This window comes from Nocardioides sp. ChNu-99, from assembly GCF_029493445.1.
Classification (GTDB): Bacteria; Actinomycetota; Actinomycetes; order Propionibacteriales; family Nocardioidaceae; genus Nocardioides.
Genome location: NZ_JAHWBL010000060.1, coordinates 1 through 18,938, shown reverse-complemented (window position 1 = coordinate 18,938; position 18,938 = coordinate 1). Strand labels below are relative to the sequence as shown.

General features: G+C 74.7%; 14 protein-coding genes. 5 read left to right on the top strand and 9 right to left on the bottom strand.

Annotation, left to right across the window (positions count from 1 at the left end; genetic code table 11):
* Both KK617_RS15715 and KK617_RS15710 read left to right on the top strand, forming a co-directional pair.
* A partial coding sequence (locus tag KK617_RS15715) for a hypothetical protein (protein WP_277501077.1) occupies window positions 1-365 on the top strand: 365 nt, incomplete at its 5' end.
* A complete protein-coding gene (locus KK617_RS15710) occupies window positions 352-1,158 on the top strand; it encodes a DNA-formamidopyrimidine glycosylase family protein (RefSeq protein WP_277501076.1) in 807 nt (268 codons plus the stop codon). The genes KK617_RS15715 and KK617_RS15710, both read left to right, overlap by 14 nt.
* Before the next feature lie 67 nt (window positions 1,159-1,225).
* Here the strand turns inward: KK617_RS15710 and KK617_RS15705 are convergent, their stop codons facing one another.
* The 9 genes from KK617_RS15705 to KK617_RS15665 form a co-directional block, all read right to left on the bottom strand.
* Window positions 1,226-1,540: a helix-turn-helix transcriptional regulator gene (locus KK617_RS15705; protein WP_277501075.1), complete on the bottom strand. Its 315-nt coding sequence runs from the start codon at window positions 1,538-1,540 to the stop codon at window positions 1,226-1,228.
* Between the two features lie 41 nt (window positions 1,541-1,581).
* Window positions 1,582-2,088, bottom strand: a complete 507-nt coding sequence (locus KK617_RS15700) for a nicotinamide-nucleotide amidohydrolase family protein (protein ID WP_277501074.1) — start codon at window positions 2,086-2,088, stop codon at window positions 1,582-1,584.
* Window positions 2,089-2,109: 21 nt separating this feature from the next.
* Window positions 2,110-5,229: an ExeM/NucH family extracellular endonuclease gene (locus tag KK617_RS15695; protein ID WP_277501073.1), complete on the bottom strand. Its 3,120-nt coding sequence runs from the start codon at window positions 5,227-5,229 to the stop codon at window positions 2,110-2,112.
* 156 nt (window positions 5,230-5,385) lie between these two features.
* Window positions 5,386-6,000, bottom strand: a complete 615-nt coding sequence (gene pgsA, locus KK617_RS15690; RefSeq protein WP_277501072.1) for a CDP-diacylglycerol--glycerol-3-phosphate 3-phosphatidyltransferase — start codon at window positions 5,998-6,000, stop codon at window positions 5,386-5,388.
* The gene (rimO, locus tag KK617_RS15685) at window positions 5,997-7,454 is read right to left on the bottom strand and encodes a 30S ribosomal protein S12 methylthiotransferase RimO (protein WP_277501078.1); all 1,458 of its coding nucleotides are present in this window, start codon (window positions 7,452-7,454) and stop codon (window positions 5,997-5,999) included. The genes pgsA and rimO overlap by 4 nt, the downstream gene beginning before the upstream one ends.
* 160 nt (window positions 7,455-7,614) lie before the next feature.
* Complete coding sequence (locus KK617_RS15680) at window positions 7,615-9,735, bottom strand: RodZ domain-containing protein (protein ID WP_277501071.1); 2,121 nt, start codon at window positions 9,733-9,735, stop codon at window positions 7,615-7,617.
* On the bottom strand, window positions 9,732-12,458 hold the full coding sequence (locus KK617_RS15675) for a DNA translocase FtsK (protein WP_277501070.1): 2,727 nt from the start codon (window positions 12,456-12,458) through the stop codon (window positions 9,732-9,734). Before KK617_RS15675 ends, KK617_RS15680 begins: the two co-directional genes overlap by 4 nt.
* Before the next feature lie 94 nt (window positions 12,459-12,552).
* Window positions 12,553-13,452 (bottom strand): M56 family metallopeptidase, encoded by a 900-nt coding sequence (locus KK617_RS15670; protein ID WP_277501069.1) that lies wholly within the window; start codon window positions 13,450-13,452, stop codon window positions 12,553-12,555.
* 5 nt (window positions 13,453-13,457) lie between these two features.
* Window positions 13,458-13,868: a BlaI/MecI/CopY family transcriptional regulator gene (locus KK617_RS15665; RefSeq protein WP_277501068.1), complete on the bottom strand. Its 411-nt coding sequence runs from the start codon at window positions 13,866-13,868 to the stop codon at window positions 13,458-13,460.
* 115 nt (window positions 13,869-13,983) lie between these two features.
* On the opposite strand from KK617_RS15665, the gene KK617_RS15660 reads away from it, so the two are divergent.
* The 3 genes from KK617_RS15660 to cydD all read left to right on the top strand — a co-directional run.
* Window positions 13,984-15,501 carry a cytochrome ubiquinol oxidase subunit I gene (locus tag KK617_RS15660; protein ID WP_277501067.1) on the top strand — a complete coding sequence of 506 codons (1,518 nt, stop codon included), beginning with the start codon at window positions 13,984-13,986 and terminating at the stop codon, window positions 15,499-15,501.
* A 33-nt stretch (window positions 15,502-15,534) separates the two neighbouring features.
* A complete protein-coding gene (cydB, locus tag KK617_RS15655) occupies window positions 15,535-16,563 on the top strand; it encodes a cytochrome d ubiquinol oxidase subunit II (protein WP_277501066.1) in 1,029 nt (342 codons plus the stop codon).
* A 28-nt stretch (window positions 16,564-16,591) separates the two neighbouring features.
* The coding region (gene cydD, locus KK617_RS15650; RefSeq protein WP_277501065.1) for a thiol reductant ABC exporter subunit CydD at window positions 16,592-18,938 on the top strand (2,347 nt) is incomplete at its 3' end.

Sequence of the window (18,938 nt, the reverse complement as noted above, 5' to 3'; positions counted from 1 at the left end):
ACCGCCCGGCCGCCGACGCCGCGACCGACGGCGCGGGCGGCACCGACGCCCCGGGCCGCGCGAGCGGGCACCGCCCCGGGCGCAAGGCCGGCGCCGTCGTCGTGCTCGTGGACGGCGAGCTCGTGCTGTACGTCGAGCGGGGCGGGCGCACGCTGCTGACGTTCACCGACGACTCCGACACCCTGACCCGGGCCGCCCACGGCCTGGCCGGCACCGTGCGCCGCGGCGGTCTCGGGCGCCTCACCGTCGAGCAGGCCGACGGCAGCCAGCTGCTGGGGGCCCCCGACACCCCGCTGCGCCGGGCGCTGGCCGCCGCCGGGTTCACCACGACGCCGAAGGGGCTGCACCTCCGTGCCCGAGGGTGACACCGTCTACCGCGCCGCCCGCGGGCTCGACCGCGCCCTGGCCGGGCGGGTGCTCGACGTCGTCGACCTGCGGGTGCCGCGGCTGGCGACGGTCGACCTCGCCGGCTCCCGGCACGTGGCGACGGTCCCGCGCGGCAAGCACCTGCTGACCCGCCTCGAGCACGACACCGGGGAGTGGACCCTCCACACCCACCTCAAGATGGAGGGGGTCTGGCACACGTACGCCGCCGGTCAGCGCTGGCGGCGCCCCGCGCACGAGGCCCGCGTGGTGCTGCGCAGCGGTGACGTCAGCGCCGTCGGCTTCGCGCTCGGGGTCGTCGACCTGGTGCTGACCGCCCACGAGGACGAGGTCGTGGGCCACCTCGGGCCCGATCTCCTGGGGCCGGACTGGGACGCCGACGAGGCCACGCGGCGGCTGCTCGCGGACGCGGGGCGGCCGGTCGTCGAGGCCCTCCTCGAGCAGCGCTCGCTCGCCGGCGTGGGCAACGTCTTCGCCAACGAGCTGTGCTTCGTCGCCGGTGTCCACCCGGCGACGCCGGTGGGCGCGGTGGCCCGGCCCGAGCGGCTCGTGCAGCGGGCGCACCAGATGCTCGTGCTCAACAAGGACCGGGCGGTGCGGTGCACCACCGGGGACACGCGCCCGGGCCGCGAGCTGTGGGTGTATGGGCGGGCCCGCAAGCCCTGCCGGCGCTGCGGCACGCCGGTCGTCCGCCAGCTGCGCACCGACGACGAGCACCCCGACCGGGGCGAGCGCACGACGTACTGGTGCCCTCACTGCCAGCCGGAGCAGTGAGCGACACCGCCCGCCCGAGCGGGGCTCGGACGGGCGGTGGTGGACCGGACGGGCGGCGGCCCGAGGCCTAGGCGGCGGAGGCGACGACCTCGCCGGCGGCCGGGCGCGGGTGCACCTTGAGCGGGGTCGCGGCGGCGAGCACCACGGACTCCTCGCGCGCCACCTCGAGGCTGACCTCGCGCAGGACGTCGGAGAGCGGCACCTCGAGGGCGGCGCAGAGCGACGCGAGCAGCTCCGACGACGCCTCCTTCTGGCCGCGCTCGATCTCGGAGATGTAGCCCAGGCTCACGCGGGCTCCCGCGGAGACCTCGCGCAGCGTCATGCCGCGCTGCACGCGCTCACGACGGAGGACGTCACCCAACGAGCGTCGGAAGAGCACCATGCGCCGTCCTTTCACCTCGGTCCCTCGCGTGGGGTGCAACGCTACCCGATGGCCGTTTCATCCCGCGGGAGCCTCGACACCTCGGACAGCAGCAGCGCCAACGCTCCGGCGACGCTGGCGTCCTGGACGGCTGCGCGGTCGCCGGCCAGGTGGAGGCGCTGCGCCCGCGCGGGTCCGGTGGGGCCGGCGATGCCGACGAACACCGTGCCGGGCGGGTGCCCCTCCTGCGGGTCGGGACCGGCCACGCCCGTGGTCGCGACGCCCCACGTCGCGCCGAGCAGGCGTCGTACGCCGGCCGCCATCGCCGCCGCGCACCGGGCGGACACCACCCCGTCGGTCTCGACCACCAGCGAGGGCACGCCGAGCACCGCGACCTTCACGTCGCTGGCGTAGGCCACGACTCCCCCGCGGAACACGCGGGAGGCGCCCGGGACGCCCGTGAGCGCGGCCGCGAGGCGCCCGCCCGTCAACGACTCCGCGACAGCGAGCGAGGCCCCCGACGCGACCAGCGCGTCGAGGGCCTCGGCAGGGACGGTGGGGATGGTCATCCCCCCATCATGGCGGTCGCGTCAGCGTCCGACCTTCACCCCCAGCGTGGCGAACGCGGGGTTGATGGTGGCGTTGCCCTCGTAGTAGATGCTGGCGCGCTGCCAGCCCGCGGTGCGGACCGGCGGCAGCGACACCCGGGCGAAGCCGTTGACGACCTGCACCCGCTGGGCCTGGCCGCCGTACACGACGTTGACCCAGCCGTTGGCCCGGGCACCCGAGGAGTTCCCGACCTCGATGCCGAGCGTGCCGCGGGCACCGGGGGCGATCGGCTGCGGCCAGGCGGCCGTGACGAGCACGGAGCGCGCCTTGTCCACCGTCAGCACGACGCCGCCGGTCGACGGGTACGTCGTGGTGTCGCCCGAGTAGCGCAGACCGATGCGGTAGGTGTTCGGGAGGAGCTGGCGGCGCGGCAGCACGATGGTCGCGCGACCGTCGACGACCTCGGCGCTGCCGAGGACCCGACCGCCCCAGATCGCCTCGACGGTGCCGGTGCCGGCGCCCTCGGTGTCGATCTCGACGGGGATGCGGATGGCGTCGCCGTAGGCACCCGTGGTGGGCGAGGTGACGACCGTCGACTCGACCGGGGCCTGGTCGGCGCTGATGCCGATCACGTGCGGCTCGTGGTCCGACGAGCGGTACGGGTCGGGCGAGTAGAAGTCGGTGGCGTTGTAGTTGTACCGGCTGTACTCGTAGGAGATCGGCTCGACGGCGTTGATCTCCCAGATGTCCGAGCCCGTGACCGTGGCCAGCGCCGCCTCGTTCGCGAGCACGTGGTCCAGCGAGCCCGACTGGCCGCTGAAGCTGTAGCTCCACTCGTCGTCGGACGACAGGTTGGTGTAGCCCGCCTCCTCGAGGACCTGGATCGGGTCCTCCATCGAGTACGAGTTGAAGTCACCGGCGAGGAACACGGCCTCGGTGCCGACCTCGGCCGCCACCTCGTCCGCGAACGTGGTCAGCGCCTGCGCCTGGCGGGTGCGGTCGCCGTTGAAGGCGCCCTGGAGACCGTTGGCGTTGTCGCCCGTGGCGGGCGGGGTCGAGTCGCCCTTGGACTTGAAGTGGTTGACGACGACGGTGAACGCCGAGGAGTCGTCCGCCCCGCGGGCCTTGAACGCCTGGGCCAGCGGCCGGCGGGCGTTCGCGAACGCGGTCGAGTCGAGCAGGATCCGCGAGGAGCCCACCGTCTCGACGTCGGCGCGCTGGTAGATGAACGCCGTGCGGATGACGTCCTCCTCCTCCGGCACGTCACGCGGGGAGGGGACGAACGCCCAGCGGGTCTCGCCGGCGTCGGCGTTGAGCGCCTCCACCAGCGTCGCCAGCGCCAGGTCGCGGTTCTGGCCGAAGGCCGCCGAGTTCTCGATCTCCTCCAGCGACATCACGTCGGCGTCGATGGCGTTGATGGCCGCGACGATCTTCGCCTGCTGGCGCTCCAGGTTCTCCTGGTCGGCGGCACCGCGCGGGCCGTCGGGGTCGCAGCGGTTGTTCGTGACGGGGGCGCCGTCACGGTCCGTGTAGAACGAGCAGGTGCCGAGGCCCGACTCGACGAAGTCCTCACCGGTGGTGCTGAAGTAGTTCAGCACGTTGAAGGTGGCGAGCTGCAGGTCGCCGCCCACCTCCTCCGGAGCCGCGGTGCGGGTGTCCTCGAACGTCGCCGGGGCGGTGCCCTGCGCCGTCAGCTGCGTGGTCGGCTGGTACTTCCACGTGCTGTTGCGGAAGTCGAAGACGACCGGCGCGGTGATCTCGGCGCCCGCGTTGACCCGCACCGAGCGCTCCTGGGTGATCCAGGGCAGCGGGATGTCCTTGTTCGCCCCGCCGTTCGAGCTGGAGAGGAAGTTCGTGCTGGCGCCGTCGTCGAGGGTGACGGCACGCGCGGCGTTGTCGGCCTGCACGGCCGCGATGGCCTCCGCGTCCTGCGGGTCGGCCACCTCGGTCGGCGTCAGCAGCGGCAGGTCGCCGAGCGCGAGGCCGATCTCGGCGAAGTTGTTGAGGTTGTAGTTGTTCGTGACCGTGTAGGTCTCGGTGGGCGCCACGAGCTCGCCCTCGTACATCTCGCGCGCGGCGCCCGTCCCGGGGAGCGCGAAGGCGCGCGGGGTCACGGCGGTGAGCGGCGTGGACAGCTCGGTCCACGAGCCGGCGCTGGCGTCGACCTGGGTCTGCGACGCGAACTCCGTGGCGGTGCCGACCACCTGGACCGAGTCGCCGACCGCGGGGTACGTCGCGAAGCCGGAGGACCCGCCGTACACGAACACCGCGTCGGAGGCCGAGCCGGCCGCCTTGGCCGCGCCGCCGGTGCCGGCGGTCTGGACGTAGAAACCGTTGAAGCCGCCGGTCGGGTAGGCCGCGGTGACGACACCGGTGGTGGACACCCGCTGGCCGGCCAGCGGGGTGCTCGCACCCGTGCCCTGGATCTGGGCGATGGTGACCGCGGTCGGGGTCTCGGGCTCCGGGTCCGGCTCCGGGTCGGGGTCCGGCGCGGCGCCGGAGGCCTGCGGGGTCGGTGCACCCACGCGGAAGTCGGCGGTGTTGCTGTCGCTGTCGGTGCCCGGCGCGGTGCGCGCGACGCTGGTCGCGTTCGCCGTGCCCGCCGCGGGAGCGGTCTCGAAGCTGGTCGTGGCGGACCCCCAGCCGATCGCGTCGACGAGCGCCGGGTTGCCGGCCAGGTCGCCCGAGCCGGTGAAGGCGCTGGTGCCGTTGAGCAGCAGCACCTGACCGGCGCTGCCCGACATGTTGAACGGCACGCTCGCGTCGGGCGACGGCAGCGCGGGCAGCGTCGTGTTGGACCCGGCCGCTGCCTGCACGAGGAAGTACGAGCCCGGGGCGACCGAGCCCGTCAGCGACTGCACGCCGCCGCTGCCGCCGGCGGCAGAGCGGTACTGCAGCGCCAGGCCGTCCAGCGAGATCGCCGCACCCGTGGGGTTGTAGAGCTCGATGAAGTCGTTGCTGAAGGCGGCGCCGGAGTTGCCGCCACCGCCGTACACCTCGCTGATGACGAGACCGGTGCCGGCCGGGTTGGCCTGGGAGGGTGCCGCCACGAGGCACGTGGCGGCGACGCCGGCGCCGAGGCCGGCGGCGAGGCCGCGGCGGACGCGACTCCTCGTCGCGCGACGCGCGCGGGCTGGCGGGTTCTGCGGAGGTACGGACACGAGCGACCTTTCGGCAGGTGCGGACGCACGCCGAGCCGGCGTCCGGTCAGAGGGGAGACCCGGTCATCCCATCCCGGTCCGACGACCAGGTCAACGCCTCCCGGTGAACGGTCGGTAACGGTTCCGTCAGCGGCGCGTCCACGCCCTCGGGACGCGTCAGGCGCGGGGGGCGCGGCGCAGCACGTCGCGCTGCTTGACCAGGTCGCGGAAGAACTCATAGCCCGACCACAGGGTCATGACGACCGCGGCGGCCAGCAGGGCCTGGGCGGCGTGGAAGACGACCTCGCCGGGCACGTCGAGCCACCCGTCCACCTGCCGCAGCGGCAGCGCGAGGAGCCCGAGGGCGAACGCCTGCAGAACCGTCTTGATCTTGCCGCTGCGGGCCGCCGCGATGACGACCTGCTTGGCGACGGACAGCCGCAGCAGGGTGACGCTCCACTCGCGCACCAGCACGACGATCGCGACCCACCACCAGATGTCGCCGACGATCGCGAGACCGACGAAGGCCATGCCCGTGATCGCCTTGTCGGCGATGGGGTCCGCGATCTTGCCGAAGTCGGTCACCATGTTGCGCGCGCGGGCCAGGTCGCCGTCGACCTTGTCCGTCACCATCGCGACGAAGAAGATCGCCCACGCGACCGTGCGCCACAGCACCGAGTCCCCGCCGTCGACGAGCAGCGCCCAGCCGAAGAACGGCACGAGCACGATGCGCAGCGTCGTGAGGGCGTTCGGCAGGTTGTAGTTGCTGACCTTCACCGGGGCGTCCGTCATCGCGGGTCCTCCCTCACCTGGGCCACGAGGTCGACGCCCTCGCTGGCCACGACCACGGCGCGCACGAGGTCGCCCACGCGGGCGTCCACGGCAGCGCCGTCGGCGTCGACGAGGGTCGTCGTGCCGTCCACCTCGGGGCCCTGGTGGGCCGCGCGGCCCTCGGTGCCCTCGTCGCCCGTGCGCTCCACCAGCACCTCGACGTGCTCGCCGATCCGCTCCTCGGCGCGCTGCGCCGTGAGCTCCTCCACCAGCGCCGTGACGTGCTCGGTGCGGGCCCGCACCTCGTCCTCGTCGTGCTTGCCGTCGAGGTCCGCAGCCTCGGTGCCGTCCTCGTCGGAGTAGCCGAACACCCCGGTGACGTCGAGACGGGCGGCCTCCAGGAAGTCGCACAGCACCTCGAGGTCCTCCTCGGTCTCCCCGGGGAAGCCGACGATGACGTTGGAGCGGACGCCCGCCTCGGGGGCCAGGCCGCGGATGCGGTCGAGCAGGGCGAGGAAGCTCTCCGGGTCGCCGAAGCGGCGCATCCGGCGCAGCACCGGGTTGCTCGCGTGCTGGAACGACAGGTCGAAGTAGGGGACGACGCCCGGCGTCGTCGCGATCGCGCGGATCAGCCCCGGGCGCGTCTCGGCCGGCTGCAGGTAGGACACGCGCACGCGGGCCACGCCCTCGATCGCCGCGAGCTCGGGCAGCACGGTCTCGAGCAGCTTCACGTCGCCGAGGTCCTTGCCGTACGACGTCGAGTTCTCGCTGACGAGGAACAGCTCGCGCACGCCCTCGCCCGCGAGCCAGCGGGCCTCGCCCAGCACGTCGGCGGGACGACGGCTGACGAACGAGCCGCGGAAGGCCGGGATGGCGCAGAAGGTGCAGCGGCGGTCGCAGCCGCTGGCCAGCTTGAGCGGCGCCGTCGGCCCGTTCTCGAGGCGGCGCCGGTACACCCGCGGACCGCTGGCCGGCGCGACGTCGTCGAGCGGGTCGGCGGGGTCGATGACGAGCGCCTCGGCGCCGTGGCCGGGCACGCTCAGCCCGGAGGCGACGACGGCGTCGCCGCGCTCGACGGGGCTGATCGGCAGCAGGCGCCGCCGGTCGGTCGGCGTGTGCGGGTGGTGGGCCTCCCCCGCGACGATCGAGCGCAGCCGCGCGGCGATGTCGGGGTAGTCGTCGAAGCCGAGCACGGCGTCGGCCTCGGGCAGCTCGGCGGCGAGCTCCGCGCCGTACCGCTCCGCGAGGCAGCCCACCGCGACGACGGCCTGGGCGCGCCCGCCGTCCTTGAGGTCGGCGGCCGCGAGCAGCGTGTCGACGGAGTCCTTCTTGGCCGACTCGACGAAGCCGCAGGTGTTGACGACGACGGTGTCCGCGGCGTCGGGGTCGTCGACGAGGCGGAAACCACCCGCCTCGAGGCGGCCGGCGAGCTCCTCGGAGTCCACCTCGTTGCGGGCGCACCCCAGGGTCACCATCGCCACCGAGAGCGGCTCGGCTCCCGCGAGGTCGGCGGGGGCAGCGGGTCGCTCGGTCAGGGGTGTCGTCGGCGCAGTCATGACCGGGCCGAGTATGCCCCGGCGGCGGGCCGGGAGTCGAAACGGGCGGCCCGTGCCGACGGGCCGGGAAGCCGGGCGGTCAGGGGGCCAGCGTGCGCTGCACGGCGTCGCCCGGCTGGCCCAGCGGGGCCGGCTCGGCGCCGTCGAGAGCGGCGCGCACCGCACCGTCGGACGAGGAGATCCGCACCGGCGGCGCCGCGTCGACCGTGCGGCTCTCCCCCGCGGCCAGCTGGCCCTGCCACACGACCTCACCGTCGCCGTCGCGGACCGTCACCTCCGCCGGCGCCTCGGCGCCCGTGAGCGCGACGGGCACCGGCGCGACCGTCGACCCGGCCGACAGGCCCGCCGTGCCGGTGGTGGCGGTGTCGACCTCGGGGCCGCGGTCGAGCAGCAGCTGGGCCACCGACCAGAGCAGCACGACGGCCATGACCGCGGCCACGAGCACGGACCAGTTCGGGCCACCCCGGGTGGCGCGCAGCGAGCCGCCCGGCACCGTGGCCAGCTCGGCCTCGAAGACCCGGCGGGCGTCGATGGGGGCGTCGGCGTACTCGTCGTCGTAGCGCTGCACCAGCTCGGCGGCGTCGACACCCAGCACGCGCGCGAGGGTGCGCAGGTGGCCGCGGGCGTAGAAGTCGCCGCCGCACGGGGCGAAGTCGTCGACCTCGACGGCCTCGATCACGTGCGGGCGGATGCGGGTGCGCTCCGCGACCTGGTCGACGCTGAGGCCCAGGCGACGGCGCGCCCCGGCCAGCACGGGGCCGATGACGGGCTCGCGCCGTGCCTCGGGCTCCGGCTCGGGCTCGTCGGCCACGACGGCGGGTGGGAGCGGCTCCCACGGGCGCTCGTACGCCGCGAGCCCGTCGTCGGCGGGACGGCGCAGGTGGTCGTCCTGCTCCGGCAGCACGCGCTCGGGCGCCGCGCGGTGGATCTCGGCGCGCACGGCCGAGCGGGGCTCGCGCAGCGGCGACGGGGCCGCGGACGGCTCGACGGCGGCCGCAGCCCGCTCGTCGAGCACCGACACCGCGGTGGCGCCACCCGTGGGCCGGTCGAGGGTCGAGGCGGCGTGGACGCCGTCGGCGTCGGCCCCGTCGTCCAGCGGGTCGGCGTCGCGCCCGGGCTGCGCCGAGCGTGCCCGGTCGGCCACGCGGGCGGTACGGCGCTCCCCCAGCCGCGCGATCACGCCGGCGGCCCAGGGGCGCAGGCGGGGGCGGTGGCCGGGCGCCGCGTCGGGCTCCTCGTCCGTGGCGGGCTCGGCGGGCTGGACGGGCTCGGCGGGCTGGACGGGCTCGGCGGGCTGGGCCAGCGGGGCGGGCTCGGCGGTGGGAGCCGTGCCGGACGCGACGACGTGCGCCGCGACGGCGGGCTCGGCGGCCGGCTCGGCCGGCTCGGCCGGCTTGGCGACGGCCTCGGCGACGGGCTCGGCGGACTCGTCGCGGGGCTCCTCGGCAGCCTCGTCGGCAGCCTCGTCAGCGGGCGCGGGGCGCTCCACCTCCTGCACCAGCACGGGCACCTCGGGGTCGGCGAGGTCGCGCAGCGAGGTGGCGACGTCGTCGGTGCCCACGACGCGCGTGGACAGACCGACGGGGAGGGCGAAGGGGCCGCCGTACCAGCGCGTCGCCAGCCAGGCCTGCCAGCGGGCACGACGGTCGAGACCGGCCAGCACGGCCTCGGTCTCGAACGGCACCACCAGCACGGAGCCGTCCCGCAGCAGGCCGGCCCGCGGCACGTGCACGACGTGGTCGACGCTCTCCCACGGCAGGCCCTGCCACGTGCGGCCCAGGCGCATGCGCACACCGTGCTCGTCGAGCACCGCCAGCGGCACGCGGGCGTCCACGAACGACGACAGGTGGGCGACCGCGACGAGCGCGAGCAGCGCCGTGACGACCCAGGTGACGACGCCGCCGTCGGCCGCGGCCCGGCTCAGCCAGGCGACGGCGAGGCCGGCCGCGACGACGCCGATGGCGCCGCTGACGAGGCCGCTGCGGCGGATCTCGACGACCTGGCCCGGGGCCAGGTCCTCGCCGGCGCCCGGCTCGACGGCCTCGTGGACGACGCCGAGCGCCTCCCAGTCCGGTCGCCGGGGCAGGCCGAGGCCGAACGGGTCGCGGCGCGCCGCAGAGGCGTGCGCGTCGGTGTCGTGCCGGTCGGGCCGGTCGGGCCGGTCGTGTGCGGCCGTGGTGCGGGCGTGGTGCGTGCTCACTGCTCCCCCTGCAAGGTCACGATGACGGAGTCCAGCTCGTCGGGCTTGACCAGCACGTCGCGGGCCTTCGACCCCTCGCTGGGGCCGACGACACCCCTGCTCTCGAGGATGTCCATCAGTCGCCCGGCCTTGGCGAACCCGACCCGCAGCTTGCGCTGCAGCATCGAGGTCGAGCCGAACTGGGTCGACACGACGAGCTCCACGGCCTGGACCACCAGGTCGAGGTCGTCGCCGATGTCGTCGTCGAGCTCCCGCTTGCTCTGCGCGGGCGCGGTCACGTCCTCGCGGTACGTCGGCTCGAGCTGCCCGCGGCAGTGCTTGACGACGTGCGCGATCTCGGCCTCGGTGACCCAGGAGCCCTGCACGCGGATGGGCTTGGAGGCCCCCATCGGCAGGAACAGCCCGTCACCCTGGCCGACCAGCTTCTCGGCACCCGGCTGGTCGAGGATGACGCGGCTGTCGGCCAGCGACGAGGTCGCGAACGCCAGCCGTGAGGGCACGTTGGCCTTGATGAGGCCGGTGACGACGTCGACCGAGGGCCGCTGCGTCGCGAGCACCAGGTGGATGCCGGCGGCGCGGGCGAGCTGGGTGATGCGCACGACCGCGTCCTCGACGTCGCGCGGCGCGACCATCATGAGGTCGGCGAGCTCATCGACGATGACGACGAGGTACGGGTACGGCGAGAGCACCCGCTCGCTGCCCGGCGGCAGCTCGACCTTTCCGGCCCGCACCGCCTTGTTGAAATCGTCCACGTGGCGGAACCCGAAGTTGGCCAGGTCGTCGTAGCGCATGTCCATCTCGCGCACGACCCAGGCGAGCGCCTCGGCGGCCTTCTTCGGGTCGGTGATGATCGGCGTGATGAGGTGCGGGACGCCCTCGTAGGCGTTCAGCTCGACCCGCTTGGGGTCGACCATGATCATCCGCACCTCGTCGGGCGTCGCCCGCATCAGCAGCGACGTGATCATCGAGTTGATGAAGCTCGACTTTCCCGAGCCCGTCGCGCCGGCCACCAGCAGGTGGGGCATCTTGGCCAGGTTGGCGACGACGAACTGGCCCTCCACGTCCTTGCCGAGCCCGGCGATCATCGGGTGCGGGTCGGAACGCGCCGTGCCGGAGCGCAGCACGTCGCCGAGGGAGACGATCTCCTTGTCGAGGTTCGGGATCTCGATGCCGATCGCGGACTTGCCGGGGATCGGCGACAGGATGCGGACGTCGGCCGAGGCGACGGCGTACGCGATGTTCTTGCTGAGCGCCGTGACCTTCTCGACCTTGACGGCCGGGCCGAGCTCGACCTCGTACCGCGTGACCGTCGGGCCGCGCGTGTAGCCCGTCACCTGGGCGTCGATGGTGAACTCCTCGAGCACCTGGGTGAGGCGCTCGACGACGGCGTCGGAGGCCTTCGAGCGGGCCTTGTGCACCGAGCCCGGCTTGAGGACCTCGCTGCCCGGCAGCGAGTAGGCGATGTCCCCCGACAGCGAGAGCTGCTCGACGCGGGGCGGCAGCTGCGCGTGCGGCGGCGGCTCGAGGTCGCCCTTGGCCTCGCCCTTCTCCACCCTGGTGGCCCCACCCCGGGGCACCGGCGTGGGGACGACGGCACCCGTGGCGGGGGCCGCCCCCGGCGCCGCGGCGGCGGGACCGTCGGCCGGGGTCGGCTCGTCGGACAGGTCGAGGCTGGCGAGGAAGTCGATGGCGTCAGGGCCGGCGTCGGCGCCCGCGGCGGCCTCTGCGGCCTCGGCGGCCTCGGCGGCCTCGGCCTCCTTCTCCGCCTTGCGCTGGGCGCGCTTCTCCTTGCGGCTGGCGGCTCCGACGAGCGGGGTGTCGTACGCCGGGTCCCCGGCCTCGGGGTCGATCTCGTCGTCGTGGGCCGAGCGGGCGGCGGCGTCGTGGCCGCCGGGCGCGCCGAGCAGCCGGTCGCGGGCCTCGCGCAGCCGCGCGGGGATCTGGTAGACGGGCGTCGCGGTGATGATGAGGACGCCGAAGAAGGCGAGCAGCGCCAGCAGCGGCACCACGACCCAGCTGGTGCGGAGCAGGTCGAGCAGCAGGCTCGAGACGACGAAGCCGATGGCACCGCCGGCGTCCTGCAGCTCGCTCGTGTCGCCGAGCACGGGCTCGGGGCTGCCGTTGGCGATGTGGACCAGCCCGAGCACGCCGAAGGCGAGGGCGGTCCACCCGATCACCTGGCGACCGGCCGGGCCGTTGCGCTCCGGGTCGCGCATGTTGCGCCACCCGACGTACACGAGCGCGAGCGGCACGAAGCCGGCGAGCTTGCCGACCGAGCCGGCGACGACCGTGCGGACCGTGTCGAGCATGGCGCCCGAGAACTGCCACCACACCGCGCCGGCGACCACGACGGCGAGCCCGAACAGGGCCAGCCCGACGCCGTCGCGGCGGTGCTCGGGCTCGACCTCGCGGGCCGCGTTGCCGATGCTGCGGGCGGCGCCGCCGACGGCGCCGGCCACCCCCAGCCAGGCCGCGACGAGACCGCGGCCGACGAGCGCGAAGAACCGCAGGACGGGGCCGGGCCCGCTGCGCACCGCCCGGGGCGCCGGGCGCGCCGGTGGGCGCCGCGCGGTCGTGCCGCGCGACGCGGTGGTCCGGCCTGACTTGCCGGTACTCCGGGAGCGGTTGCTCGAACCACCTCGGGGCGCGCCGCCTCGCGACGCGCCGTTCCTGGACGTGCTCGAGCTCCGCGACCCCGGCGGGGAAGACGTACGGGTCGCCATGGTCGGGACCCTAGGCGATCGTCACACCCGCACCATGCTTCACAGGAGCGTGTCGCGGGGCGACCTCGTCACGCCCAGCCCTCACGCCCCGCCCTCAGGCCCAGGCGAGCCGGAGGACGGTGAGCAGCCACGGGGCGACGACCAGCCACGTCGGCAGCACCAGCAGGGCGAGGGCGCCGGCGAGCAGCACCGCACCCTGGGCACGACGGGGCGCGGGGTCGCCGAGCACCTCGATGCGGGCGAGGAGGTCGCCGCGGCGCCCGTCGCCGGCACCGAGGGCGGCCGCCGGCGTGCGCGCCTCGGCGAGCTGCACGAGCGCCTGCGCCAGCGGGCGGCGCCCGGCCTCGCGGGCCGCGGCGCGGTCGGCGCACATCTCGACGAGCAGGCGCACCTCGGCCAGCGCGGACCGGCTCGAGACCCAGCGCGGGAAGGCGCGGTGCAGGACGTCGAAGAACTCCACGACCAGGTCGTGGCGGAACCGCAGGTGCGCCCACTCGTGCGCGAGCACGGCGTCCACCTCGTCGCCGTCCAGGCGCTCCATGACGCCCTCCGAGACGACGACGCGGCCGCGGTGCAGGCCGGGCAGGCAGTAGGCGACGGGCAGGTCGCCGTCCAGCACGCGCACGCCGCCGGCCTGGGCGCGGCCGAGCAGGTCCACCTGGTCGGCGTGGCGTCGGCGCAGGCGGCGCAGGTCGGCGCCCGTGCGGTGCGCGCTGACGAGCAGCCGTCCGGCGACGAGGCCGGTGACGCCGAGCGCGACGACGGCCACGGCGTACTCCACCGCGTGCGGGACGCTGCGGTCGGTCGGCAGCAGGTGGGTGGTCACCAGCGCCAGCGTCGCGCCGAGGGCCGCCAGCACGGCGGCGAGCGCGACGGCCTGCCACAGCACGAGGGCGGCGTACGGCGTGCGCCGCAGCCAGGGCGCGCGCCCGAGCAGCGCCGGCACCGGGCCGGCGAGCAGCACGGCGAGCACGCCCAGCAGCAGGGGGGTCATGGCGGTCAGGAGCCGCCGGCCTCGCCCGGGATCCGAGCGAGCGCGGCGCGCAGCGCGTCGAGCTCCTCGGCGCTGGCGTCCCCCACGAAGGCGACGAGCGCACCGGCCCGGTCCTGCTGGCCGATGTCCTCGAGCGCGCCGCGCATGAGGGCGGCGGTCATCTCCCCGCGGGAGGCGCCGGCGCGGTAGCGGTAGGCCCGGCCGTCGCGCTCCTGGACCACGAGGTCCTTCCGCGCGAGGCGGTCCATGACGGTCATGACGGTGGTGTAGGCGACCTCGCGCCGGGCCGAGACCTCGGCGTGGACGTCGCGGACGGTGAGGGTCACGTCGGCGGCCTGGGACCACAGGACGTCCATCACCGCGCGCTCGAGATCACCGAGCGCGGACCTTGAGGAGCTCTTGCGGGATGCGGGCACGGCACCAGTGTACCTACGAGTTCCGTCGTACTACGATGCGTAGTACCTACTACGCAGTGTCGTAGGAGCAGGCCGGTCACGACCGGCCCCACACCGACCTGGAGGAGACGCAGCAATGGAGCTCGTCGACATCGCCCGGTGGCAGTTCGGGATCACGACCGTCTACCACTTCCTGTTCGTGCCGCTGACCATCGGGCTGACGCTGATCGTGGCGCTGTTCGAGTCCTTCTGGCTGCGGACCAGGAACCCGGACTACCTGCGGCTCACGAAGTTCTTCGGGAAGCTCTTCCTCATCAACTTCGCGCTGGGCCTCGTCACCGGCATCGTCCAGGAGTTCCAGTTCGGCATGAACTGGTCCGACTACTCCCGGTTCGTCGGTGACGTCTTCGGCGCCCCGCTCGCCATCGAGGGCCTGCTGGCCTTCTTCCTCGAGTCGACCTTCCTCGGCCTGTGGATCTTCGGCTGGGACAAGCTGCCCCGCCTCGTGCACGCCGCCTGCATGTGGATCGTCCACCTCGGCGTGCTCGCCTCCTCGTGGTTCATCCTCGCCGCCAACTCGTGGATGCAGCACCCGGTCGGCTACCGCTACGACGAGGAGAGCGGCCGCGCGGAGCTCACCGACTTCGCGGCCGTGATGTTCAACAAGGTGCAGCTGGTGACGTTCCCGCACGTGGTGCTCGCGGCGTACATGACCGCGGCCGCGTTCGTCATCGGCGTCAGCGCCTGGCTCTACGTCTCGAAGCGCCACGGCGGCCGCGTCGCCACCGAGGAGGAGGTCGAGGCGGGCACCGCCCCCGCGGTCCTCGCCGAGGCCGCGGGTGAGCGGACCATGTACCGCCGCGCGATGCGCATCTCGGCCGTCGTCCTGTTCGTCGCCGGCATCGGCGTCGTCGTCTCCGGTGACGTGCAGGGCAAGATCATGACCGAGGTGCAGCCCATGAAGATGGCGGCCGCCGAGGCGCTCTACGAGTCCGAGGAGTCCTGCGCCCCCTTCTCGGTCTTCACCGTGGGCACGCCCGACGGGCGCGAGGAGAAGTTCGCGGTCACCGTCCCCTGCCTGCTCTCCTTCCTCGGCACCGGCACCTTCGACGGCGAGGTCAAGGGCATCAACGAGCTCCGCGAGACCTACGCGGAGACCTACGGCAGCGACCCCGGCGCGACGTACTACACGCCGTCCGACTACGTGCCCAACATCCCCGTCACCTACTGGACGTTCCGCTGGATGATGGGCTTCGGCGCCCTCGGCACCGCCGGCGCCGCGCTCGTCCTGTGGCTCACCCGGCGCCGTCGCGACGACGTCGTCCACCGCGCCTGGGTCGGCCGCCTCGGCATCGCCCTGCCCGTGGTCGTCGTGGCCGCCAACTCGATGGGCTGGATCTTCACCGAGATGGGCCGTCAGCCGTGGGTGGTCTTCGGCCTCATGACCACCGAGCGCGGCGTCTCCCCCGGCGTCAGCATCCCCGAGGCCCTCATCTCGGTGGTCACCCTCACGACCCTGTACGGCGTGCTCGCCGTCATCGAGCTGAAGCTGCTGGCCCGGACCGTCCGCAAGGGCCCCGAGCCGTTCGCCGAGCCGCCGGACCCGGGTCGTGACGACCACGACGCCGACGCGCCCCTGACCTTCGCCTACTGAGCGCGCCGACCGCGCGCACCGAGGAGACCCACCGTGCTCGGACTCGAGCTCACCACCGTCTGGTTCGTCCTGATCGCCGTCCTCTGGATCGGCTACTTCGCCCTCGAGGGCTTCGACTTCGGGGTCGGCATGCTCGTGCCGGTGCTCGCCCGGGACGAGACCGAGCGGCGCGTCATGATCAACACCGTCGGCCCCGTGTGGGACGGCAACGAGGTGTGGCTGCTGGTGGCCGGCGGCGCGACGTTCGCCGCCTTCCCCGAGTGGTACGCCACCCTCTTCAGCGGGTTCTACCTCCCGCTGCTGCTCATCCTGGTCGCGCTGATCCTGCGCAACCTGTCCTTCGAGTTCCGCCACAAGGGCGACACCGCGCAGTGGCGCGCCCGGTGGGACACGGCCCTCATCGGCGGCTCGTTCACCGCCGCGTTCCTGTGGGGCGTCGCGTTCGCGAACATCACCGCCGGCGTCCCGATCGACGCCGAGAAGGACTTCACCGGCAGCCTGCTCACGCTGCTCAACCCCTTCGGTCTCCTCGGCGGGGTCGTGATGGTGCTGCTCTTCCTCACCCACGGCGCGATGTTCGTGGCGCTCAAGACGGACGGCGAGATCCGTCACCGGGCCCGCGCCCTCGCGGTGCGGATCGGGCTGGCCGCGGCCGTCGCGGCGGTCGTGTTCCTCACCTGGACCCAGCTGCGCACCGGTGACCTCGCCTCGGCCGCCGCCTTCGTGGCCGCCGCCGCCCTCCTCGTCGCCGGCATCGGCGCGGCCCGGGCGGGACGCGAGGGCTGGGCGTTCCTCGGCACGTTCCTCACCGTCGTGCTGGCCGTCGCCGGGCTGTTCCTGGCGCTCTTCCCGGACGTCATGCCGTCGACGACGGACCCGGCGTACTCGCTGACGACCACCAACGCGGCGGCCACGCCGTACACGCTGGAGATCATGACCTGGGTGGCCCTGGTGTTCACGCCCATCGTCATCGGCTACCAGGCCTGGACCTACTGGGTGTTCCGCAAGCGCATCTCCACGCGGCACATCCCGACCGCCCGGCTCGCCGACTCCGCCCGCTGACCGCGCGCGACGGCCGAGAGGAAGCGCCGTGAAGCCCGTCGACCCCCGGGTCCTCCCCCACCTGGTCCCCGCCCGGCGACCGCTGGCCGTCGTGCTGGTCGCCGCCACCCTCGGCGCCGCCCTCCTGGTCGTGCAGGCGCTGGCCCTCGCCGCGGTCGTCGCCGGTCTCGTCGACGACGCGGCCGGCGGCGGGTGGCACACGGCGCTGGGCGTCTTCGTCGCCGTCCTGCTGGGGCGGGCCGCGACGGCGTACGCCGGGGACGTCGCCGCCGCCCGCGCCGCCGGGATCGTGGGCGTGCGGCTGCGCGACGTCGTGCTGCGCCAGGCCCTCGCAAGCCCCGGCGGGGTCGCCGCGGGCGACGGGCGGCAGCGCCTCGGCGAGCTCGGGCTGCTGGCCACGCGCGGCACGAGCGCGGTGGAGCCCTACCTCACCCGCTACCTGCCGGCCCTCGTGCTGGCGGTCGTCCTCCCCGCCGTCACGGTGCTCGCGATCGCGGCGCTGGACTGGATGAGCGCGCTGGTCGTCGTGCTCACGCTGCCGCTGCTGCCGGTCTTCGCGATCCTCATCGGGATGACGACGCGGGAGCGCGCCGACCGTCAGTGGCGGGTGCTCAGCCAGCTCGCCGGGCACTTCGTCGACGTGGTCCGCGGGCTGCCCACCCTCGTCGCGCACCGCCGGGCCCGCGCCCAGGCGCCGCGGATCCGTGAGGTGACCGACCGCTACCGCCGCGCGAACACCGACGTGCTGCGCCTCGCGTTCGCGTCGTCCGCCGCGCTCGAGCTGATCGCCACCATCTCGGTGGCACTCGTCGCCGTGCTCGTCGGTCTGCGCCTGGCCCACGGGGGTCTCGAGCTGCAGACCGCGCTCGCCGTGCTGCTGCTGGCGCCCGAGGCGTACTGGCCGCTGCGCCGCGTCGGCGCCGAGTTCCACGCCGCCGCCGAGGGCACCGCCACGTTCGAGGCGATCGACGCGCTGACCTCGGGCGCCGTCGGCGAGGTGCCGGAGGCCAGGGGGACGGCCCCGCAGCCGGACGCGGCGCCGTACCCCCTCCAGGGCGACCTGCGCCTCGAGGGCCTCACGGTGACCTGGCCCGGCGCCACCTCCCCCGTCGTCGACGGGCTCGACGCGGTGGTGCCCGCCCGCGGGCTGACCGTCGTGGTCGGCCGCTCGGGCAGCGGCAAGTCGACGTTGCTGGCGGCGCTGCGCGGCGAGCTGGGGTACGCCGGCTCGCTGCGGGTCGGCGGCACCGACCTCGCCGGCGTCGACCCCGCGCTCTGGCGCCGCCACCTCGCCACGACGAGCCAGCGACCGTGGCTCGCGGGCACCACGATCCGCGCGAACCTGCTCGTGGGCCGGCCGGGCGCCGCCGAGGCCGATGTGTGGGCCGCGCTCGAGGCGGTCCGGCTCGGCGGCGTCGTGCGCGCCCTGCCGGACGGACTCGACACCGAGCTGGGCGAGGACGGCGCCGGGCTCTCCGCCGGCCAGCGCGCCCGCCTCGCCGTGGCCCGCGTCGTGCTGAGCGACCGCCCGTACGTGCTGCTCGACGAGCCCACCGCCCACCTCGACGCCGAGACCGAGCGCGTGCTCGTCGACGTCGTGCGCGACCTGGCCCGCACCCGTTGCGTCGTCGCCGTCGCCCACCGTCCCGCCCTCGTCGCCGCCGCCGACCACCGGATCGCCCTGTCCGAGGGGCCCCAGGCGCCCCAGGTCTCCCCGCAGAGGCGGGGTGACCTGGTCTCAGCGAGCCAGGCATCGGCCGCAGACCACAGGTCTCCCCACGTAGGCGGGGGAACCCCCACTCCCGCCCCCGACCCCACGCCGGCGGCGGCGCGGCGACGCTGGGTGCTGGCGGTCGCCCTCGGCGTGCTCGCCTCGGCCTGCGGGGTCGCCCTCACCGCGACCGCGGGCTGGCTCATCGTGCGGGCCTCCGAGCAGCCGCCGGTGCTGATGCTCATGGTGGCGATCGTCGGGGTGCGCACCTTCGGCCTGGGGCGCCCGGCGCTGCGCTACGCCGAGCGCCTGGTCTCCCACGACGTCGCGCTGCGTGAGCTGGCCGAGCGCCGGGCGCGGGTCTACGACGCGCTCGTCCCGCTCGTGCCCGGCCGCCTCGGCGGTCGCCGCCGCGGCGACCTCCTCGCGACCGTCGTCGACGACGTCGACAGCCTGCTCGACGAGCGCCTGCGGGTGCGGATGCCGGTCGCGACCGTCGTCGGCGTGCTCGCCCTGGCCGGGGCGGTCGCCGTACCACTGCTGCCGTCCGCGGGGGCCGCCACCGTCGGCGTCGCCGCGCTCGCCGCCGTCGCGGCCTGGTGCACGGGCCGGTACGGCGTGCGCCGCACCGCCGCGCGCACCGTCGCCGCCCGGGCCCGGGTGG

Coding starts and splice junctions, on each gene's coding strand:
- KK617_RS15705 (WP_277501075.1), bottom strand. CDS start 1,540: ATGGTGCTCTTCCGACGCTCGTTGGGTGACGTCCTCCGTCGTGAGCGC.
- KK617_RS15700 (WP_277501074.1), bottom strand. CDS start 2,088: ATGACCATCCCCACCGTCCCTGCCGAGGCCCTCGACGCGCTGGTCGCG.
- pgsA (WP_277501072.1), bottom strand. CDS start 6,000: ATGACGGACGCCCCGGTGAAGGTCAGCAACTACAACCTGCCGAACGCC.
- rimO (WP_277501078.1), bottom strand. CDS start 7,454: ATGGTGACCCTGGGGTGCGCCCGCAACGAGGTGGACTCCGAGGAGCTC.
- KK617_RS15675 (WP_277501070.1), bottom strand. CDS start 12,458: ATGGCGACCCGTACGTCTTCCCCGCCGGGGTCGCGGAGCTCGAGCACG.
- KK617_RS15670 (WP_277501069.1), bottom strand. CDS start 13,452: ATGACCCCCCTGCTGCTGGGCGTGCTCGCCGTGCTGCTCGCCGGCCCG.
- KK617_RS15660 (WP_277501067.1), top strand. CDS start 13,984: ATGGAGCTCGTCGACATCGCCCGGTGGCAGTTCGGGATCACGACCGTC.